Here is an 18,495-nt window from a genome sequence, read left to right on the forward strand (position 1 = left end):
CAAGGTGTTTTTATGTTTTTCCGTAACTTGTGAACGAATATGAGGCTTAATCTTTGCCTCTGTGCCTGCGTTTCTAAGCCTTTAGGTTGACAAGCCCTCTCCCGTCTTCTTTATTTAATAACGGTAGTACAATGGAATATTCATCACTTTAAGGAGAGAAGTATGAAACTACTTAACACCTCTACAAGCGCCATTATCGGCGCTATTGCAACTACACTTTTACTTGCCACCACAATGCCAGCCCAGGCTGCACCGACTAAGCCCAATCAAAGCGAAGTGCCACGTTCGGCCAAAGTGAGCTTGAATAAAGCCACGGCCGAACAATTGCAGACCTTGCCTGGTATTGGTCCGGCGAAAGCCAAGGCAATTATCGAGTATCGCGATAAAAACGGCGGTTTTAAGAGTGTTGAGCAATTGGATGATGTGCCAGGGATAGGCGCGCGGTTAATGGCCGAGCTCAAGGATAAGGTGTCGTTGTAATTGGTAAAATCTAAAGGCAGCGTTAGCTGCCTTTCTTATGCTCAGTAATCGCTTGGTCGAGATGACGACAGGCAAAATAGTGGCGTACCGGTAACACTAAAACAGGGTAGGCAAGACCGGCGAGTAGTAACCAGGGCACCATTTTCCACCCCTCAAAACGTACCAATAATAAAAACAGCGGCGTAATTAGCAGCAGCTTAATTATATTGAGCAGGATTCGCTCTTGGGCGCTTAACAATTCCAGTGCATCAGCCACCAGTTGCAGACGCTGGCGGTGGCTGAAAGATTGCAGCTTAGGAATTTGGCTGGCTAAAAAATAAATCATGATATTAGGGTCTGTTTATCTTTGCGGTTTACTTTATGTTCAATCTAAACGCATTCTGATGAATATAATCACTAATTTATGTGGTCAAATTCATCCATGAAGCTTGGTTACATCGCGCATCCATGCGCTCACCTCGCTAAGCTGCGAAGCATTGCTTCGGTCTTGCTCGCCTATGTTCATCGCGAGCAACACAGAGCAGGATGCGTTTAGGTGAACCCGTAGGGCAGCGTTTGTAGCGCATTTCTACTGTGTTGTTACATGTTTATGTAGAATAACTACACCACACATGTGCCGCCTTGTACAAATACACTACAAACTGCTGCAGAAACAAACAACAAAGGTCAACAGACCCTAGGCTTAAAGAACAAGCTAGCACAGGTCACTATAACCGCTGCCGCAGCAAGGGCCGCAAAAATTACCTGCATCCAGCCCGGCATAGATAGGCCTGCGAACTGCCAATCTATGTTGCCACAATCGCCAGTCGCGGCGAAAAAGCCAGGGATCCATTCATGCAAGGGCACGGGGAAGTTAGGCTCAAATTCGCAGACAAAGGCAAAAGGATCTGTGGTGGTTTGCATCACTAGGTGTTCACGAGCCAATAGTAGCCCCCAAATGCTAGCAACCAACCAGGTCGCCAGGCCGCTCAGGCGTAGCCACGTATTAGCAGGGTTTATGGCGCCAACAAGGCCAGCTATCAAGACACCCAGCATGGCGGTACGTTGATAAATACACATGATACACGGAGCTAAATCCATGGCGTATTGAAAATAAAGGGCTGTTGCCTCGAATAAAAAGGCAGTAAGTGCCAACAACAACCAAGGAGTGCGTGTGCGCGAGATGCTACTTAACCAGCTCATTAGATTCTCTTATTAATTTTTATTTTGGGGATTATGCCCCTGCACCTGGGTCTATGCAAGCGTCGAGCAAAACAGAGAAAAGCTGATACTTTATTGTTGTTTTGTGTAATTGCCAGCTAGAGGAGAGCTGCTTTACAGTGAAGTTTTCTTGTTAGTTGCTGATCATCTGGTACAATCAGTGGAATAACTAAAATGAAATAAACCCTGCTGAAGTGGACCTTAGATGAGAATTTTTAAAGCGAAAAGCCCGGCTGGATTTGCTGAGGAATATATAGTTGAGTCCATCTGGAATGGGGAGTTTCCACCTGGCTCTATTCTTCCTGCCGAGCGCGAGCTATCGGAACTCATTGGCGTGACTCGCACGACTTTGCGTGAAGTTTTACAACGCCTTGCTCGAGATGGTTGGTTAACCATTCAGCATGGTAAGCCAACGCGAGTAAATAACTTTTGGGAAACCTCGGGCTTGAATATTCTTGAGACCTTAGGGCGTCTTGATGAAGATAAAATGCCGGAGCTGACCGATCAGTTACTTTCTGCCCACACTAACATCAGTGCCATCTATATGCGTGCGGCGATTAAAATCGACCCAGAGCGCGTAAAGGAAATTGTTGCCGATCGCGATAGCGTTGAAGACACGGCCCAAGCCTTTGCCGATTATGATTACCTGGTACATCATCACCTGGCCAGTGCCGGTAACAATAAAATTTATGTGTTGATCCTCAATGGCTTTAGAGGTTTTTACTCCAAGATAGGTTGTCACTATTTCTCTGACCCTCGTACTCGTGAGTTAGCGCGTCAGTTCTATTCAGATTTGGTTGAGCTGGCAGAGAAGCAAGATCACGATGGCGCCATTTCCTTGATTCGTCGCTATGGTCATCAAAGTGGTCAAATCTGGCAGGAAATTCGTGGCGATATGCCCGAAAATATTATGGATTAATAAAGAGCCTGCGAAAGCAGGCTTTTTTGTCTCTGCTCACTTTAAAATTTAATAATCACTTTTTTCGATAGCTGCTATCGTTAAATGCGATTGTTCTTTTGTGCCCTAGCTCAGTAACATAGGGCATTAAGAATTTAATGCTTGTATTTTGGTTGCCGGGGGTTGTTTTTAAACAGCCCGTCACTATATCTAAGTACAGGAATAATTAGAGGCTAGGCGGGATTGCCGCCTCAGTCGCAAAGTACGATAACTCAAACTATTTTGGAGAATAAAATGGGTGTATTAGTAGGCCGCAAGGCACCAGACTTTACAGCTGCAGCAGTGCTAGGTAATGGCGAAATCGTAGATAGCTACAACCTGCACGAGACAATCAAAGGCAAGAAAGCGGTTATCTTTTTCTACCCACTAGATTTCACTTTCGTTTGTCCTTCAGAGCTAATCGCTTTCGACAAGCGTTATGAAGAGTTCCAAAAGCGTGGCGTTGAAGTAATCGGTGTTTCTATCGATTCACAATTCTCACACAACGCATGGCGTAACACTGCCGTTGCTGACGGTGGTATCGGTCAAGTTAAATACGCACTAGTTGCTGACGTTAAGCACGAAATCTGTCAAGCATACGACGTTGAGCACCCAGAAGCTGGCGTTGCTTTCCGTGGTTCTTTCCTAATCGACGAAGAAGGCACTGTACGTCACCAGGTAGTTAACGACCTACCTCTAGGCCGTAACATCGACGAGATGCTACGCATGGTTGACGCACTAGCATTCCACAGCGAGCACGGCGAAGTATGTCCTGCTGGTTGGACTGAAGGTAAAAAAGGTATGGACGCAAGCCCTGAAGGTGTTGCTAAATTCCTATCTGAAAACGAAGGCGACCTATAAGGTTTACCCCGAGTTTGAAAAACCGCGCTTAGGCGCGGTTTTTTTGTGCCTGGATATTTGCCAAGGTGCCTGCTGAATTGAGATCACTCGGTCACTGAGGTAGAGCAGGGTGCGTAAGGAAAAGACATAAAAAAACCGCCCTCAGGCGGTTTTTTCTATTTCTGCTTACTGAAAGCTTACAGCGCGGCGCTCTTTGCGCGGAGCGCGGCTTTTTGCATTTGGATCACGGAAGCTGCGCTTTTTACCTTCGTTGCGATCATTACGCTCACTGCGGTCACGTGGTGGACGTGAATCACGTTTCTCGCGTTGTTCACGTGGCGCATTCGCTTCTGTTGGGCTTAGCGTTAGCTTCATTGGACGCTTACAGATGTATACCTTCTGGAAGTGTGCAACTTTCTCGGCTGGCATGCCCTGAGGTAGCTCAACGGTACTGTGAGCGTCAAACAAACGGATATCGCCAATGTACTTGCTTGAGATATCCGCTTCGTTAGCGATAGCACCAACGATGTTTTTAACCTGAACACCGTGCTCACGACCCACGTCGATACGGTAAGTGTCCATAGGCATGTTTGAGTCACGACGCTCACGACGCGGTTTATCACCACCATCACGACGGTTGTCATCGCGGCGACGCTCGCCTCGCTCACCACGACGGTCATTACGCTCGCCGCGCTCAGAACGCTCACGTGCTTGAATTTCTTCAACTTTAAGTGGTGTTTGCTGTTGTGCAAGACAAAGTAGTGCAGCGGCAAGGTCACCCTGGCTCAGTTGTAGCTTGTTACCGATTGAGTTGGCAACCTGAGCAAAGAACTCGCTGTCTTTGTGCTCAAGGGCCGCAGCAATTTTGATTTCAAGCGCGTCGATACGCTTTTGCTCAACCATTTTCGCAGTTGGAAGCTGTACTTCGGCAATGTCGCTCTTGGTATGGCGAACAATGTTCTTAAGCAGGTAACGCTCGTTACCTTTAACGAACAAGATGGCTTTACCTTGACGGCCAGCACGACCAGTACGACCGATACGGTGTACATAGGCTTCGCTGTCTTGTGGGATGTCGTAGTTAACAACCAGGCTGATACGCTCAACGTCAAGACCACGGGCGGCAACATCGGTAGCGATAACGATATCTAGTAAGCCGTTCTTCAAACGGTCTACGGTGCGCTCACGGGCTTGCTGGTTCATATCACCATTAAGCGGTGCGGCAGAGAAGCCTTCACGTTCAAGTAGTTCAGCAAGCTGAACGGTATCGTTACGAGTACGTACGAATACGATAGCAGCATCAAAATTCTCAGCTTCTAGGAAGCGGACAATGGCTTTGTTCTTGTGAACACGTGCCTGCCAGTAAACCTGCTCAATGGTAGATACCGTGCTGTTACGCGGAGTAATGCGCACTTGCTCAGCATTTTGCAAATAGGTGTTACAGATCGACTGGATCTGCTTAGGCATGGTCGCAGAGAACAAACAAGTTTGTTTGGTTTCTGGCGTTTGCGCCATGATGCTTTCAACGTCATCGATAAAGCCCATGCGTAGCATTTCATCGGCTTCGTCCAGTACTAGCGCGCTTAGGCGAGACAGGTCAATTGACTTACGGCTGATGTGATCAAGCAAACGACCAGGAGTCGCAACTATGATTTGTGCGCCACGACGAAGTGCACTTAGCTGGATACCGTAGCTTTGGCCACCGTATAGGGCTAGTACTTCAACGCCTTTGGTAAACTGCGCGTACTGCTCGAATGCTTCAGCTACCTGGATAGCTAGCTCACGAGTAGGAGTAAGTACAAGGATCTGTGGATACTTGGCATCAGCATCGATGTTGTTCAATAAAGGCAATGCAAAGGCAGCAGTTTTACCTGTACCTGTTTGCGCCATACCCAAGACATCCTTTTTGTCGAGTAAAAGGGGAATACACTGGGTCTGGATCTCTGATGGAGTCTCATAACCCAACTTATCCACTGCTTTCAAGATTGCAGGTGAAAGGTTCAACGACTCAAAGGTGACTTGTTCTGACATTAAAACGCCTTAAGGAATTCAAAGAGGCGCGCATTGTACAGGAATGAAGCAGTAATTGCTTGTATAAATTGAAACTATTTCCTATGTATTTGGTTTTGTATGAAATTTAATCAGCGGTGTTTTAAAAAACCTGTGAAATAGGCGTCAATAAAGGGTTTTTTAATAACAAAAAAGTGTTTTTGAGGCGTTAAAACAGGGTTGAAAGGCTGGGGTAAAAATGCTGAAAATAAGGTGTTTACAGATCTGCTTGGCGTTATACCATATTTTTAAATTTATAGTTTATTTAATGAGCAAGTAAAAACGCCACTCGAAAGAGCGGCGTTTTGTGGGTAGCTTAATCTTGGTACAAGCCCAGGTTTGCCTTGGCATAGGCTTCAAATTCTGTAAAGCCACCGATATGCTCTTGGCCTATAAAAATTTGCGGCACGGTTTCACAAGGTTTTCCGGCTGATTTCTCCAGATCTGCCTTGCTGATCCCTTCTTTGATGATATCCACATAGCGGAATTTAAAATCATCACGTTGCTCGGCTAGTTGACTGGCGACATCTTTTGCACGCACGCAAAAAGGACAACCCTCTCGACCAAAAATAACAGTTAACATAATCTCTCCAGTGCTTCTTTTAAGGTACGAGATGCAGTTTAACGAGCTTAAGGGCTCAGGTAAAATGCCAAAAAGCGATTTATCCGTTCGCTAAAAGCGATTAAGTGCGATAAACCGTCTTTATCAGGTGGTAGCCGAACTTGGTTTTCACCGGGCCATGCACTTCAAACAGCGGCTTTTTAAAGACCACATCGTCAAAAGCTTTGACCATGGTGCCGCGTTCAAACTCACCGAGATCACCACCGCGTTTTTTCGATGGGCAGGTTGAGTATTGCTTGGCTAGCTTATTGAAATCACCGCCTTTATCCAGCTTGGCTTTAATTGCTAAACACTCTTCTTTGCTCTTCACCAGAATGTGATAGGCACAGGCTTTGGCCATGGTTTTACTCCTAAAATTTAAATCGATACGGTGTGATCTGATCTAACACCTTTTGTTTCTCGCCAATGCCGCCGATGCGGTAGGCGGTGCCTTCATGGGCAAGCAGACCTCGGTGATCCATGGTTGCCTTTTCGGCGTGCTCCATGCGTTGCCAGCGATTGCTGGGAATATCAAAGCGCCATACCTGGCTTGAAGGCGAGCTGGGTTTGCCATTATACCCTATGCCATTGTAGTTGTAGGGATTCGGTGAGCCGCCAATAAATACCAGGTTGCCATTAATGGTGCCCGCTGCCATGCGGTAGTGCGCTTTTCCGGTTGGATGAGCCAGGCTGTGCCATGAGATTTCCCGTGGGTCTTGTGGGTCGATCACCCCTTTAAGGCACTGGGCCTTGGCGGCAAAACCACGGTGCTTGTCGGCAAAAGCCACGGTTTTAACCCCGTCACAAATGATCATCAGGTTATCTTTAATGGCCCCGGCATGGCCAAATACCGCATCGCCAAGGAAGGGGGAGGCCTGAGACCAGCTGTCTTTGGCGATATCGTAAACCTGCACCAAATTGACGTTGCCGTCATTGTGCCAGCCGCTGATCAGATAAATGTATTGGTCGTTGTAATTAAGGGCGACGCTGTCGTCTACCGGCACCGGCATGTTGGCCAAGCGCTGATACTGATCTTTTTCCACGTCATAGCGGTAGGCGTCCGGTACAGATAGCTCGGTATTATCTCCAGCCACTGTATAACCACCAAACACATAGGCGTATTTACCTACACCCACGGCGGTGGCTGCAAGGCGCCCGCTAAGCTGGGTTGAGGCCGGAACGGGCGCTTTAGTGTGCCAGGCATTGCTGCCAAGTTTTAATGCCCATACCTTGTTATGGATATCCAGGTGCGTTTTACCTGCCCCAAGACCCATAAAGCTGAGGAAATAACTGCCTTGATCTGTGTCCACCTTGGCCACAGCATTATTACTGACAGGTTCCGGCAGCGCCGGTAACTCTGCGGCGAACAGGGGGCCACACAGGGCCAGGCCCATGGCGGCGCAAAGCATTCTAATCATCTGATCTACCTCTTAATTTAATACCCAACTCGGTGGAGTAACCCATAGCCCGTCCACAGATAGATAAAGATTCATCAATCACGTAATAGGTTGGAAAGGCGGATATTTTATATTGCTGTGCGGTGTATTCGCTACCTAAAAGTATAGGCATTGTCAGCTGTAAATCATCGACAAATTCGCTTATCTGCGCCTGAGACTGGTAGTCCAGAGCAATGGCTATGGCATGAACGTCGCCTCTATCCATGGCTTTTTGTAAATTTGGCATAGATAACTTACACACGGTGCACCAAGGGGCAAAAAAATACAGCACGGTTTTTTGCCCCTGCAGTTCTTTAATACTAAAGCGGGCCTCGCTGTGCAGTTGCGGCAAAGAAAAATAGGGAGCCGGAGTGTGGTCTGCAGATAACAGGTTACGCTCCTGATAGGCGCTCACTGCGAAAAACACCACCGCCATCAGCACAAGTTGGAAAAAAAACTTCTTCATAAAAATTCTTTACTTTCAGATTGATACATATTGTAGACCGACTTTTATAAGAAAAATGTGAAATTATTACCTTGAAAATAAAAGCACTGTCCATACATTAGATTATGAGGACGCCATAAAGGGTCCCAACCAAACTAAAGTTATTGATATTTATACATAAAAGTTGTTTGTTCAAGAGAAAAACAACGACCAATATTGCTTAAAATTTGAGGATATTATTATGCGTACAGTAGACCTATCTCCACTATATCGTTCATTCATCGGTTTTGACCACCTTGCATCATTAATGGATGCGGCGGCACGCACCGACAAACAACCTAGCTACCCTCCATATAACATCGAGGCGTTGGGTAAAGACCAATACAGAATTACCATGGCAGTAGCGGGCTTTAGCGATGAAGAGCTGACCATTGAGTCAGAGAATAACACGCTAAAAGTCACCGGTACTAAAGCCGATAAAGACGCTACAGAAGAGCGCAAATTTATTCACCAAGGTATTGCAGAGCGCAACTTTGAGCGCAAGTTCCAACTTGGTGACCACGTTAAAGTGCTCGGCGCAGACCTGGCAAATGGCCTGCTTGTTATCGACCTAGAGCGTGAAATTCCAGAAGCCTTAAAGCCTCGCAAAATTGAAATTGGCAAAGGCAACTTACTAGAAAGTAAGTAATCAGTTAAGATATCTTCCTGTGATGCGCCGCCCTTTTTGGGCGGCTTTTTTGTGTTTAATAGCAATTCACTTAAATAGCTAATCATTCTAGCGGACTAAATATCACGCTCTCAGCGTTGTAATCACATCATTTATCCAGCGCTAGATCTGATCACATACTGAACAGAATTGGTATAAAAGGTGCCAGCATTGACTAAAACAGACAAGAAACGCGATAAGCAACTGCGCGAGCTATTAACTGGGCTGTGTGAACAGCACTGTAAAATGATCAAGGGTTTTAGTTGGTTAACGCATCACATAGACTGGAAAAACCCGCAAGCAAGCTTCACACTGACAGTTATATTCGAGCAGGATGGCGAGCTCGACTCATTTATAAGCTCTGGCGAGCGCGCACACCTTGAGCGTGAGATTCAAAGTAGTTTAAAGTCAGTGGGGCTGAACCTGAAAAATGCCGCTCAACAGCTCAGGTATGACACCGAAGAGCGGTGCCAGTTACAGCACCAGGGTAATTGGGCTAAGCGATTATCTTAATATAGAGCGTAATTTAGGGATAAAATCAATGAACACGCCAAAACCAAGTGCCGCCATTTTTGTGGACGTTCAGAACATTTATTACACCTGCCGAGAAAGCCATAGGTCTAACTTTGATTACAATGCGTTTTGGCGTGAAGTGAGCAGCCAATACGAGATTCAACACGCATTCGCCTACGCCATTGACCGTGGCGATAACAAGCAGCGCGAATTTCAAAATATTCTGCGCGCCATAGGTTTTGAAGTGAAGCTCAAACCCTTTATCCAACGCGCCGATGGTTCAGCCAAAGGCGATTGGGATGTGGGCATTACCCTCGACGCCATTGAGTACGGCAGCCAAACCGACACCACCATTTTACTCTCCGGTGATGGCGATTTTGACCTGCTAGCGAAAAAGCTGCGCGATGAAAAAAACAAGCGTGTGGAAGTGTACAGCTGTGAAAAGCTCACCGCAGCGTCATTAATTCACGCTGCAAGTTACTTTCGCGCGGTTGATGAGAGTTTGCTGTTGGGTTAACGCTCAAAGCAGCTGCACGGTACGCGTCAGCTGCCTTTGCTTGTTATAAACCACCTTACCCACTTACTGCCTCAGATGCAGGGCCTACATCTTTTTTAAGCAGTAACACGACGAAGTAAACCAAAACAAAAGGCGGAATTAACGATAAAACGACGCCCAATAAACCCGCTAAAACAGGAGTTTGCGTTTTGCGACGACCAAGGTAATAAGAGACCGCACCCATGATTAAGGCGAATAAAGCGATGAACTCGCCGAGCAACGTAGCATTAATATTCAAATGAACTCTCCCTGTGGTTTATAACAGCTTATTAGCGAGAATTTCGGATAAAGGAAGTTATCCACAAGCTCAAAACTCTGCGCTAACAAGTTTTTTATTTAATAATACCAATAAGTTATCAGGGGTTTTATCAGTGAGCAAGCCAATATGCGCGGCGCAAAAACGAGCCACTACTTATTCGCGCCTTACTGGGCACACTATGTAATTTATTTTATCTTTGTATATCAGATTGTTAGGATTAGAATCTACATAATCGAGCCATTTCTATCCGTTACATAGCGTGCCAAATCGCAAGCAATTTGCAGAATGTTACTTATACGTATTTTGGGTGGGTGGCAATTCCTTTAGTGCCTGTTTTGTTATCTGCAACTTTGCAACAATCCTTATAACGACTCGATGTTGTCGATGCACCACTGTGCTCTATCAAGCACGGCCTGACGGGCTTCATCACTTTGCTTATCCCAGTTTCGATAAATCATGCCGATGCGATGATTATTGCCAAATTTCTCTCTGTGTCTGTCCATAAAGTGCCAATACAAGCTATTCATAGGGCAAGACGAGGATGAGGTTTTTTCGCTCACTTTATAGTGGCAGTGTTTGCAGTAATCGCTCATCTTATTGACGTAATTGCCGCCGGCGCAGTAGGGCTTGGTGGCAATAATGCCGCCATCGGCGAACTGGCTCATGCCCCGGGTATTGGGCATTTCCACCCATTCAATGGCATCGACATAAATACCCAGGTACCAGGCATCCACCTGGTCTGGGTCAACGCCCAGCAATAAACAGAAGTTGCCAGTGATCATCAGGCGTTGGATATGATGCGCATAGCCATAGTCCAGGCTTTGGCCAATGGTGTGTTGCAGGCAGTTCATTTTTGTTTTGCCGCTCCAGAAAAATTCCGGCAGCGCCTGGTGCGCCTCGAGGGCATTACTGTGTCCGTACTTGGGCATATTGAGCCAATAGATGCCTCTGACATATTCACGCCAGCCTAAAATTTGCCTGACGAAGCCTTCAACTTGCGCCAGGGTGATCCTTCCTTCAGATTCATGATATGCCTCTATTGCCGCGTTGATGACCTGCATGGGATGCAGTATTTTTGCATTGAGCGCAAACGACAGGCGGCTATGGTACAAGGACCATTGAGCGTCGCTGTGGCAGGTCATGGCGTCCTGAAAGGTGCCAAACAGAGGCAGCAGATGATTACAAAAATGCTCAAGCAACTGCAGTGCTTGTTTGCGTGTCACCGGCCACAGCAGTCTGGGGCCGCCTTTGCCTATGGTTTTTATTTGATGGCGAGCAAGGCGCTCGGCAATTGCCTTAACGTCGTTATCAAAGCACAAGGGAGCGGGAAGCGCTTTGATATCCTCTGCTTTGAGTTTATTACGGTTTTCCTTGTCGAAGTTCCATTGGCGGCCAAGGGGTTTACCCTGGTCCATCAAGATATCGAAGCGCCTGCGCATCTTGCGATAGAATTGCTCCATGGTGTGGTGGGTATCCGCCTGGAAATAGTCGCCTAGTTCTTCAAATCCAAGCATAAAATGCTCACTGTCATAGCGCCTTATCTCAGCGCCACTTAATGTCAGTTGCTCCAGCTGCCGGCGCAGCCGATATTCATCTGGGAGCTGATAGCTAAAACGGTCGGCTTGATGCTCGATGACACAGTGGGCAATTAACTCATTGAGCTGCGTAAACTCTTGGGTGTCGTCCAGAGTAAGGTGTAAAACCTGGTGCCCCGCCTGGCTAAGGGCAGACGCAAAACGTTCCATCGCAGCAAAAAAGCACATGATCTTTTGAATATGATGTCTGGTGTAGTGCATTTCTTGATGCAGCTCAGCAATGATGTAAAGCACATCATCTCGCTTGGTTTTAAACCAAGAATGATTGGCATTGAGTTGGTCGCCTAAAATCAGGCGAACTTCTTTGTATTGCTTATTGCTCATACTGTCTCTGATATTATTTCTGTGGCCATCCATTGTGATCTCGTTCCTGAGTTTGCATAGCCACTCCACCATAACGCTTGATAAACTGGCCGTCGGGGTCGAATAACTCGGTTTGTTTGGCAATGTTGAAATGGCGTCCGCCGCGGGGATCGGCACCGACCCCGGCTATGTACTGCCAGTTGCCATAATTGCTGGCAACATCGTAATCAATCAAGTGATGCTCGAAGTAGGCCGCGCCGTAGCGCCAATCAAGTTCTAGTTCATTGACAAAACAACTGGCGACGATTTGTCTGCCTCTGTTGGACATCCATCCACTGGTATTGAGTTGATGCATAAGCGCATTGACCAGCTCAAACTCGGTATTGCCATGACACCAGGCCTGATAACGTTCCGGGTAAAAGCTGGTTTTTGGGGCCGTGTGGCTCATGCCTTTAAATACAAATAGCGAGCGGCCTTGCTTTAGAGCCAGCCATTGAAAATATTCTCGCCACAAGAGTTCAAAGTAGACCCAGTAAGTCGATTCATTGGCGCCGCAGCGTTGCTCATAAGCAAGTAGGGCGCTATAGACCTGGCGAGCGCTGAGAGAGCCATTGGCCAACCAGGGAGAGAGCCCGGTTGAGAACTTGTCACCATGCAAAGCATTACGGGTTTGCTTGTAAGTGCTGGCCGCTCGCGTGCTGAAATAGGCACTCAGTGCCTGGAGAGCGCTGTTATTAAACCAAGGCTCTGTCAGTGCTTCTGGTGAAGGATCTAGGGAGCAAACAGGTAAATCACAGTGCAAGGGTTTGGGTAAGGCGATGGGTTTTTGCAAAGTGGGTTCGATTGCCACCGAGTTTTCGGTTTTCTTACGAAATTGGCTAAATGTCGCCGGTATAGCAGACACAGAAAAGGGTAATTTCTCGGCGCTGAACAAGGTATGGTTATGGGCGTGCCAGAAACTCAGATGTGGCATACGTGTTTTAAGCAGGTGCACAGTGTTTAATTCTGCCCAGCCATGCTGAAAGGCAATGCCTATGTCCGTAATATTGTGCGTTTTAATTAGCCGGTCTAGTTGTTCAAGTCGCTCGACGTGATACAGGGAGTGGTCGTAGGCCGATAGCTGCTTTGCTAGGTTGGCGAGTGTCGCCTGGGTGAAAATGCGAACGGGCTCTGCATTATGCTGGGGCGGGTAAGCGTTGTAAGCAGATGGAAAGAGCCTTCTCAGTGGGCAATAAACAAAAAGAATCTGTCCGCAACGCGTACTGATTAGCCGTAATAGGGCGTTATCTTCTACTCTGAGGTCGTTACTAAAAAGGTAAAGGCCGATTCGCATATCGATCACAAACGAGGAATTGGAGTCGATAGATACGTAGGCGAATGGCATGTGGATCTCTGCCGATGCCTCGGCAGAGATTTAATGAACAGGGATTAACCGACCTGGGCAACCATAAGTGAGGGCTGCAGGCTGATCAGGGTCGCCTTGGCGAAGAAGTTAAACTCGGTGCTGGTGGTCCAGGTATAGGCCCCCATATTCTCGGTAAACACCAAATCACCGTCGGCTAAAGCCGGCATTAAACAGTTATCGCTGATAACATCGATACTGTCACAGGTTGGCCCGGTTAAAACACAAGGTTGCACATCTTCGTGTGCCAGGCTGTAAAAGCGCTGATCTGGCTCACCATACACTCGGCCACTAAAGGCGCCGTAGACACCATCGTCCATGTAGTACCAGGTGGTGCCCCCGCGCTTGCTTTGACCCATCACACTCATCACATGAGTCATAGCCGAGGCAACGATAAAACGTCCTGGCTCGGCAATAAACTGTACTGTGTCAGGCCAGCTGCTCAAAGCATCGCGTATCGGTGCGCAAAATTCAAAGATATCAATGGGCTGCCCAGAGTAGCTTACGGGGAAACCACCGCCTATATCCAAGGTGTTCATGGCGCCCAGACCTTCAGCGACAGCTCCTTCGAAGACTATTTTGCATTGTTCGATAGCATGCACATATTTACCCGCATCCATGGTTTGCGAACCTACATGGAATGATAAACCACGTACGCGAATACCTAACTCTTTTGCGCGCTTAAGCAAGGGTAAGGCATCAGCTCTGATCACCCCAAACTTCTTGGACAAGTCGGCCGCCGCATCCTTGTTAGGGAAGCTCAGGCGCAGCAATAACTCGACTTGGTCGCGATAAGGCACAAATTTATGCAGCTCATTTTCGCTGTCGAACACAAAGGTGGTACAGCCATAGCTAAGAGCATGCTCTATATCACTTACGCGTTTGATCGGGTGAGTGTGGATCACCTGAGAAGGAGCAACACCCGCCTGAGCCACCAGATCCACTTCGCCGTTTGTGGCCAAATCAAAGCTGCCACCAAGCTCATTTAATGTGTGTACCACATCAATATGAGGCAAAGGCTTAAGCGCATAATGCAAGGCAACATTAGGCAAGGCGTTGGCCAGCTGTAAATAATTTTCACGCACTTGGTTTAGATCAAGCACCAACAATGGGGTGCCGTGTTGCTTCGCAAGGGCGGTGCATAGAGAAAGGTGCTCGTTGTTTGTAGCAAAAGGCTGAGCAAGGGTAGAAACCGACATCATAACTCCAAAAGTTAATTTGGATAGTTACTCTTTCGCCTTGGCAAGAAATGCTGTACTAGGATTGGCTATCTAATAAAAGTGGCGCAATAATAGCCAAATTATTGCGCCACGCAAGCAAAATTTTTAAAAATTTTATCGCTTTATTTCAGCTGTTTATTCAGCGATATCAAAAGTCACTTCTGCGTCTTCACCGGCTGCTACAGTGACGTCCTGAATAGAGTATAAAGTAACTTCTTCATTCAGTACTTCAGCGTCATCAAGGTGTGCCGTACAGGTGTAGGCAAGTTGATAGCTACCCGCTGCTACGAAGCCAATTTCGAACTCGTAGTTACCACTGTCATCATCAAGTGCCACGCTAGCCGTTGCGATTGGGGCATCGGCAGGAGACGTTTCACCGTCTGTCTCAACATACAGATCTTTAGGCTCAACAACATCACCGCTGTACAGGTAAACCGCATGGCCAAAGGCACCTGTTTCTGGAGCAAAGTCGATGTTGTCGGCTTCACAGTTGGTAATCATGGCTTCTGTTACTAAGCCTTTGATGTCTTCAACATCGGCAAGGTTTTCAAGGCGGATACCTGTAGGTTTAAGGTTCACAATGTCGCTGTTGCTAGGGTCAACCAGTGATTTTTTCAGGTCAAACTCAAGCACAAAATCGTTCTCGCCAACAGCAAGTGTGAAATCATTGATTTGAATCTCACCAAGACCATCGTTGCCTTTACGCTTAACTACAATAGGAGCTAGGGTATCATCGTTATAAACAATGTGAGAAGTCATCGCGAGATTGGCTTCATCACCGTTTACTATATTGGCGCGTAACCAGTTGTACTGACCCGGTGCTACAACTTCATCATCGATAAGCTCAAATACATCGCTACCGGTGAAATCTAAAAGGTTAACCATTACCGGTTCACCGTCTGCGGTACGGGTTTCAAATGTTGGGCGCTCACCATCGGCGGCATTAAGAATGATGCTATCAAAAGCTACCCAGACTTCTTTTGCATTACTGACAGGTGCATCCGATATACCTAAGGTAAATTTAGTCGTTATTGGTTCAAGGTTATTATCGTCGTCACTCGAGCCGCCACAGCCAGTCAACATAAGAGCGGCGATAAGTGGAGGTATTGAATAGGCTTTAAGAGTCATAATTTATCCTTTTGACTGAAAATACTCCCCCAGTTTAGGAAACTTAAATGAACCTGCATTTAACCTTGGCTAGTTAATTGTTGGTACACGTTTGCAAAGGCTTTTTTGTGGCATTCAAATAAATAGCGGCGCAGTGCGCTTTTGTTGTGATTAACCTTAATGTATAGAGCGATGGCATGGTTTTGTTGACGGATCTGATCAAACTCAATCTTAATAGGGGTGTACATACCTAACCGCAACGTTGCTTTACCGTATTGGGGGAGCTCTTTAAACCGGCTGCCATCAATTACGGTCCCAGTTGATGACAGTGATAATAAGGGAATGCGAGTTCGACTTACCTCTAAAAAGCAGTCGCTGGGATCATCATTTCGCCAACTACGGTGCTGGCCTTGCGCATCAAAAATCTCTGGGGCATCAAGTTTGGGCTGTAGGTCACCATCGGTTGTTAATCCAAGGGTCAGAGGAAACCAGAGCTCAAACCTCCCAATCTCAGCGAGCATGCACAAATTGAGGGAGTCAAATAAATTAGCGGCATACCCGGGTAGCTCCGAACGCAATGATAAAACAGCGCCAGTTAGATTCGGATTATTTACGGATTGATCGGCAAAAACCTGTTTAAAAAAAGCGAGTTCTTGCTCAGTAAAGTCGGTCAATAGACAACCCTCACATGTTCTGAGTACAAATTAGATGTTATTAAATTGTAAATAATAACATGACCTTGACTCAATAATACTGCTCTAAATATAACAATAACATAGCTCAAGACGCCACTTTTGGGATTGACGTGTAAGTTAAGGCTCACCTAAATCACAATGTTTGCCGTGTTGTTTGGTGAATGTTTACTTTGTATGACTTTATTTAACTATCTGTATTTTAATGGTAATTCAACTTTGTGGGTTTAGGCGGGAGTTATTCGACCCCTGCTAATCTCGCTTTGGTTCATCGTTATTTGTTTAGTTGAGATAAACATATGGCAATGAATTTGAACTTACTTAATTTTAGGTTCTGGCTAAAGTTAATGTGCGTTTGGCAAGAGGCCGTTATGACACAGTTAAGTAAATACCAAGGTAGGCAACTGACGCCCCTGTTCATTTTGACCACTACACTGCTGTGTAGTTCAGTGGCAGTGGGTCAAGAAGTTACACTTACGATGCAAGGGCATGTACCTACTCACTGTGAATTAGCAGTTTCTTCTACCACGCTTCAGGTAAGGTCTAATGAGTCAGCAAGTGCTGGATTGAATTTTAGTTGCAATTCGCCTATGACTTTGACGCTTTACTCACAAAATGGAGGGCTCAAACACAACTTAAGTGATGTGCTTGCGCCATATTTATTAACTGTTGATGTTCCCGAAGTTATCGGGGCAACAGCATATAACGCAAAGGAGCTTGTGCAGGGAAAGCAACTACGCATTGATGAACCTATGTTCGTTAGGCAAGGAATGCTTACTGTCGAGCTTGCGCAACCGCTTTATTATGCCGGGCAATATCATGACCAGGTTCGGCTGGAAGTAACACCGAAGCAATTTGGCGTTTCTCAATAATAAAGCAACAGTAAAGCAAAGAACCAGTTAGAGGAATATAACTATGAAAATCAGTAACGTAAAAACATTAGTAGCAGTAGGTGCCGCGGCATTAATGAGTGGCTCAGTAATGGCACAAAATGTAGATATCGGCGGTGCCGTTCCTTCAGTATGTGCAATTAATGGCTTGGGTCCTGTACTATTCCCAGCGCTAGCGATGGGTAGTACCAGCAATCAAAACTTCAATGTACAGTGTAACGATGTTGACGGCGCAACTATCACCATGACTACAGCAGAAGGCCATCTACAAAATGCAGACCACGAAGACCAGGGTGTTGGTTATCACGCAACCCTGACCGCTGATGGTAACAGCTTCACCCTTCAAGCAGATAACGGCATTAACGACCAGTCAGCTTCTGGCAGCTTCCCTGCTTCTCCTGTGCTTGCAGCTGGTACAGGGGGTGACTTAGAAATTGAAGTTGTTCAAGCACCTACGTGGGCCGGTACTTACGCGGATACTCTACAAATTGCTATTACCGCGAATTAATTTTAAGTAGTTAGGCAGCTTCGGCTGCCTTTTTTATGGAGAAAAATATGCGCTATTTCCTAATATTCGCTTTGTTGCTATGGCAAAGCAGTGTTTGGGCACTTCAGGTTGAGCCCATGGTAACGGAGTTTACACCGACTGGTCAGGCATCGCAGAAAAACATGCGTATAGTCAATACCAATGAGGCACCTTTAACACTGGAAATCAGTGCTCATGATTTGACCTTGGATGCCAATTCAAAGGAGATACTCACGGCCAATGAGGATGATTTTTTGATCTTGCCCATGACGGTAACGCTTGCGCCAGGGGCGGCTCAAACTGTGGTGGTACGCTATATTGGTGAGCCGCTGTTAAAGGAGTCTAAGGCCTATAGAATAAATATCGACCAGGTAAATGTTGCCAGCGCGCAGACGGAAGATGTGTCGTCGGTGGGTATGTTGATTAGTTTTCGCACACTTTATAATGTGGTACCGCAAAACACCAAGGAAGATGTACGCCTGCTTAGTAAAGGGCAGCAGGGTGATAAATGGGTGCTCACATTTGAAAACTCAGGTGATCGCTATTCACGCTTAATAGCAAGTCAGTGGCAATTGGATGACGGTAAGCAACAAGTAGTACTTCAAGGTATGAGTTTGTCTCAGGCTATTGATGGCTCTTTTCTTCCCCCTCATAGTCAACGAAAGGTGATTTTTACACCCCCTGCTGGCTTTGACATAAATAGTACGCAACTAACCTTTTCTACAACCAAGTAAAAAGACG

Annotated in this window: 22 protein-coding genes; 9 read left to right on the forward strand and 13 right to left on the reverse strand. The window is 46.5% G+C overall.

What is annotated here, in order from left to right:
- Positions 1-162 precede the first annotated feature (162 nt).
- Positions 163-480 carry a ComEA family DNA-binding protein gene (locus WCN91_RS08025; protein ID WP_342677971.1) on the forward strand — a complete coding sequence of 106 codons (318 nt, stop codon included), beginning with the start codon at positions 163-165 and terminating at the stop codon, positions 478-480.
- 22 nt (positions 481-502) lie between these two features.
- On the opposite strand, the gene WCN91_RS08030 is transcribed toward WCN91_RS08025, so the two are convergent.
- Both WCN91_RS08030 and dsbB read right to left on the reverse strand, forming a co-directional pair.
- On the reverse strand, positions 503-805 hold the full coding sequence (locus WCN91_RS08030; protein WP_342677972.1) for a DUF6170 family protein: 303 nt from the start codon (positions 803-805) through the stop codon (positions 503-505).
- A 341-nt stretch (positions 806-1,146) separates the two neighbouring features.
- On the reverse strand, positions 1,147-1,662 hold the full coding sequence (dsbB, locus tag WCN91_RS08035) for a disulfide bond formation protein DsbB (RefSeq protein ID WP_342677973.1): 516 nt from the start codon (positions 1,660-1,662) through the stop codon (positions 1,147-1,149).
- A gap of 223 nt (positions 1,663-1,885) precedes the next feature.
- On the opposite strand from dsbB, the gene fadR reads away from it, so the two are divergent.
- Positions 1,886-2,599, forward strand: coding sequence for a fatty acid metabolism transcriptional regulator FadR (gene fadR, locus WCN91_RS08040; protein WP_342677975.1), 714 nt, complete (start codon positions 1,886-1,888; stop codon positions 2,597-2,599).
- A gap of 273 nt (positions 2,600-2,872) precedes the next feature.
- Positions 2,873-3,478: a peroxiredoxin gene (locus WCN91_RS08045; RefSeq protein ID WP_342677976.1), complete on the forward strand. Its 606-nt coding sequence runs from the start codon at positions 2,873-2,875 to the stop codon at positions 3,476-3,478.
- Positions 3,479-3,643: 165 nt separating this feature from the next.
- Here the strand turns inward: WCN91_RS08045 and WCN91_RS08050 are convergent, their stop codons facing one another.
- From WCN91_RS08050 to WCN91_RS08070, 5 genes are all read right to left on the reverse strand, one after another.
- Positions 3,644-5,485: a DEAD/DEAH box helicase gene (locus tag WCN91_RS08050; protein WP_342677977.1), complete on the reverse strand. Its 1,842-nt coding sequence runs from the start codon at positions 5,483-5,485 to the stop codon at positions 3,644-3,646.
- Positions 5,486-5,819: 334 nt separating this feature from the next.
- Complete coding sequence (locus WCN91_RS08055) at positions 5,820-6,086, reverse strand: GrxA family glutaredoxin (protein ID WP_342677978.1); 267 nt, start codon at positions 6,084-6,086, stop codon at positions 5,820-5,822.
- A gap of 100 nt (positions 6,087-6,186) precedes the next feature.
- The gene (locus tag WCN91_RS08060; RefSeq protein ID WP_105200689.1) at positions 6,187-6,465 is read right to left on the reverse strand and encodes a peptidylprolyl isomerase; all 279 of its coding nucleotides are present in this window, start codon (positions 6,463-6,465) and stop codon (positions 6,187-6,189) included.
- A gap of 10 nt (positions 6,466-6,475) precedes the next feature.
- A complete protein-coding gene (locus WCN91_RS08065) occupies positions 6,476-7,522 on the reverse strand; it encodes a Kelch repeat-containing protein (RefSeq protein ID WP_342677979.1) in 1,047 nt (348 codons plus the stop codon).
- The gene (locus WCN91_RS08070) at positions 7,515-8,006 is read right to left on the reverse strand and encodes a TlpA family protein disulfide reductase (RefSeq protein ID WP_342677981.1); all 492 of its coding nucleotides are present in this window, start codon (positions 8,004-8,006) and stop codon (positions 7,515-7,517) included. The genes WCN91_RS08065 and WCN91_RS08070 overlap by 8 nt, the downstream gene beginning before the upstream one ends.
- Positions 8,007-8,226: 220 nt before the next feature.
- On the opposite strand from WCN91_RS08070, the gene WCN91_RS08075 reads away from it, so the two are divergent.
- The 3 genes from WCN91_RS08075 (at position 8,227) to WCN91_RS08085 (ending at position 9,721) form a co-directional block, all read left to right on the forward strand.
- Complete coding sequence (locus tag WCN91_RS08075; protein WP_342677983.1) at positions 8,227-8,673, forward strand: Hsp20 family protein; 447 nt, start codon at positions 8,227-8,229, stop codon at positions 8,671-8,673.
- 189 nt (positions 8,674-8,862) lie between these two features.
- On the forward strand, positions 8,863-9,204 hold the full coding sequence (locus WCN91_RS08080) for a Fis family transcriptional regulator (RefSeq protein WP_342677985.1): 342 nt from the start codon (positions 8,863-8,865) through the stop codon (positions 9,202-9,204).
- A gap of 28 nt (positions 9,205-9,232) precedes the next feature.
- The gene (locus WCN91_RS08085; protein WP_342677987.1) at positions 9,233-9,721 is read left to right on the forward strand and encodes a LabA-like NYN domain-containing protein; all 489 of its coding nucleotides are present in this window, start codon (positions 9,233-9,235) and stop codon (positions 9,719-9,721) included.
- Between the two features lie 55 nt (positions 9,722-9,776).
- Here the strand turns inward: WCN91_RS08085 and WCN91_RS08090 are convergent, their stop codons facing one another.
- The 6 genes from WCN91_RS08090 to WCN91_RS08115 form a co-directional block, all read right to left on the reverse strand.
- A complete protein-coding gene (locus WCN91_RS08090; RefSeq protein WP_342677989.1) occupies positions 9,777-9,998 on the reverse strand; it encodes a hypothetical protein in 222 nt (73 codons plus the stop codon).
- A gap of 383 nt (positions 9,999-10,381) precedes the next feature.
- Positions 10,382-11,938, reverse strand: coding sequence for a cryptochrome/photolyase family protein (locus WCN91_RS08095; protein ID WP_342677990.1), 1,557 nt, complete (start codon positions 11,936-11,938; stop codon positions 10,382-10,384).
- A gap of 13 nt (positions 11,939-11,951) precedes the next feature.
- On the reverse strand, positions 11,952-13,301 hold the full coding sequence (locus WCN91_RS08100) for a DASH family cryptochrome (RefSeq protein WP_342677992.1): 1,350 nt from the start codon (positions 13,299-13,301) through the stop codon (positions 11,952-11,954).
- 44 nt (positions 13,302-13,345) lie between these two features.
- Positions 13,346-14,521: a type III PLP-dependent enzyme gene (locus tag WCN91_RS08105; RefSeq protein ID WP_342677994.1), complete on the reverse strand. Its 1,176-nt coding sequence runs from the start codon at positions 14,519-14,521 to the stop codon at positions 13,346-13,348.
- Positions 14,522-14,674: 153 nt separating this feature from the next.
- Positions 14,675-15,667, reverse strand: a complete 993-nt coding sequence (locus tag WCN91_RS08110) for a DUF4382 domain-containing protein (RefSeq protein ID WP_342677995.1) — start codon at positions 15,665-15,667, stop codon at positions 14,675-14,677.
- A 59-nt stretch (positions 15,668-15,726) separates the two neighbouring features.
- Positions 15,727-16,320, reverse strand: a complete 594-nt coding sequence (locus WCN91_RS08115) for a hypothetical protein (protein WP_342677996.1) — start codon at positions 16,318-16,320, stop codon at positions 15,727-15,729.
- Positions 16,321-16,709: 389 nt separating this feature from the next.
- On the opposite strand from WCN91_RS08115, the gene WCN91_RS08120 reads away from it, so the two are divergent.
- The 3 genes from WCN91_RS08120 to WCN91_RS08130 are packed head-to-tail and all read left to right on the forward strand — an operon-like array spanning position 16,710 to position 18,488.
- Positions 16,710-17,210 (forward strand): hypothetical protein, encoded by a 501-nt coding sequence (locus WCN91_RS08120; protein ID WP_342677998.1) that lies wholly within the window; start codon positions 16,710-16,712, stop codon positions 17,208-17,210.
- 43 nt (positions 17,211-17,253) lie between these two features.
- Entirely contained in the window at positions 17,254-17,736 is a 483-nt protein-coding gene (locus WCN91_RS08125) for a hypothetical protein (protein ID WP_342677999.1), read from the forward strand.
- 47 nt (positions 17,737-17,783) lie between these two features.
- The gene (locus WCN91_RS08130; protein WP_342678001.1) at positions 17,784-18,488 is read left to right on the forward strand and encodes a fimbria/pilus periplasmic chaperone; all 705 of its coding nucleotides are present in this window, start codon (positions 17,784-17,786) and stop codon (positions 18,486-18,488) included.
- Positions 18,489-18,495: the final 7 nt, after the last annotated feature.

It is taken from the genome of Pseudoalteromonas qingdaonensis (genome assembly GCF_038739665.1).
Lineage (GTDB): Bacteria > Pseudomonadota > Gammaproteobacteria > Enterobacterales > Alteromonadaceae > Pseudoalteromonas > Pseudoalteromonas qingdaonensis.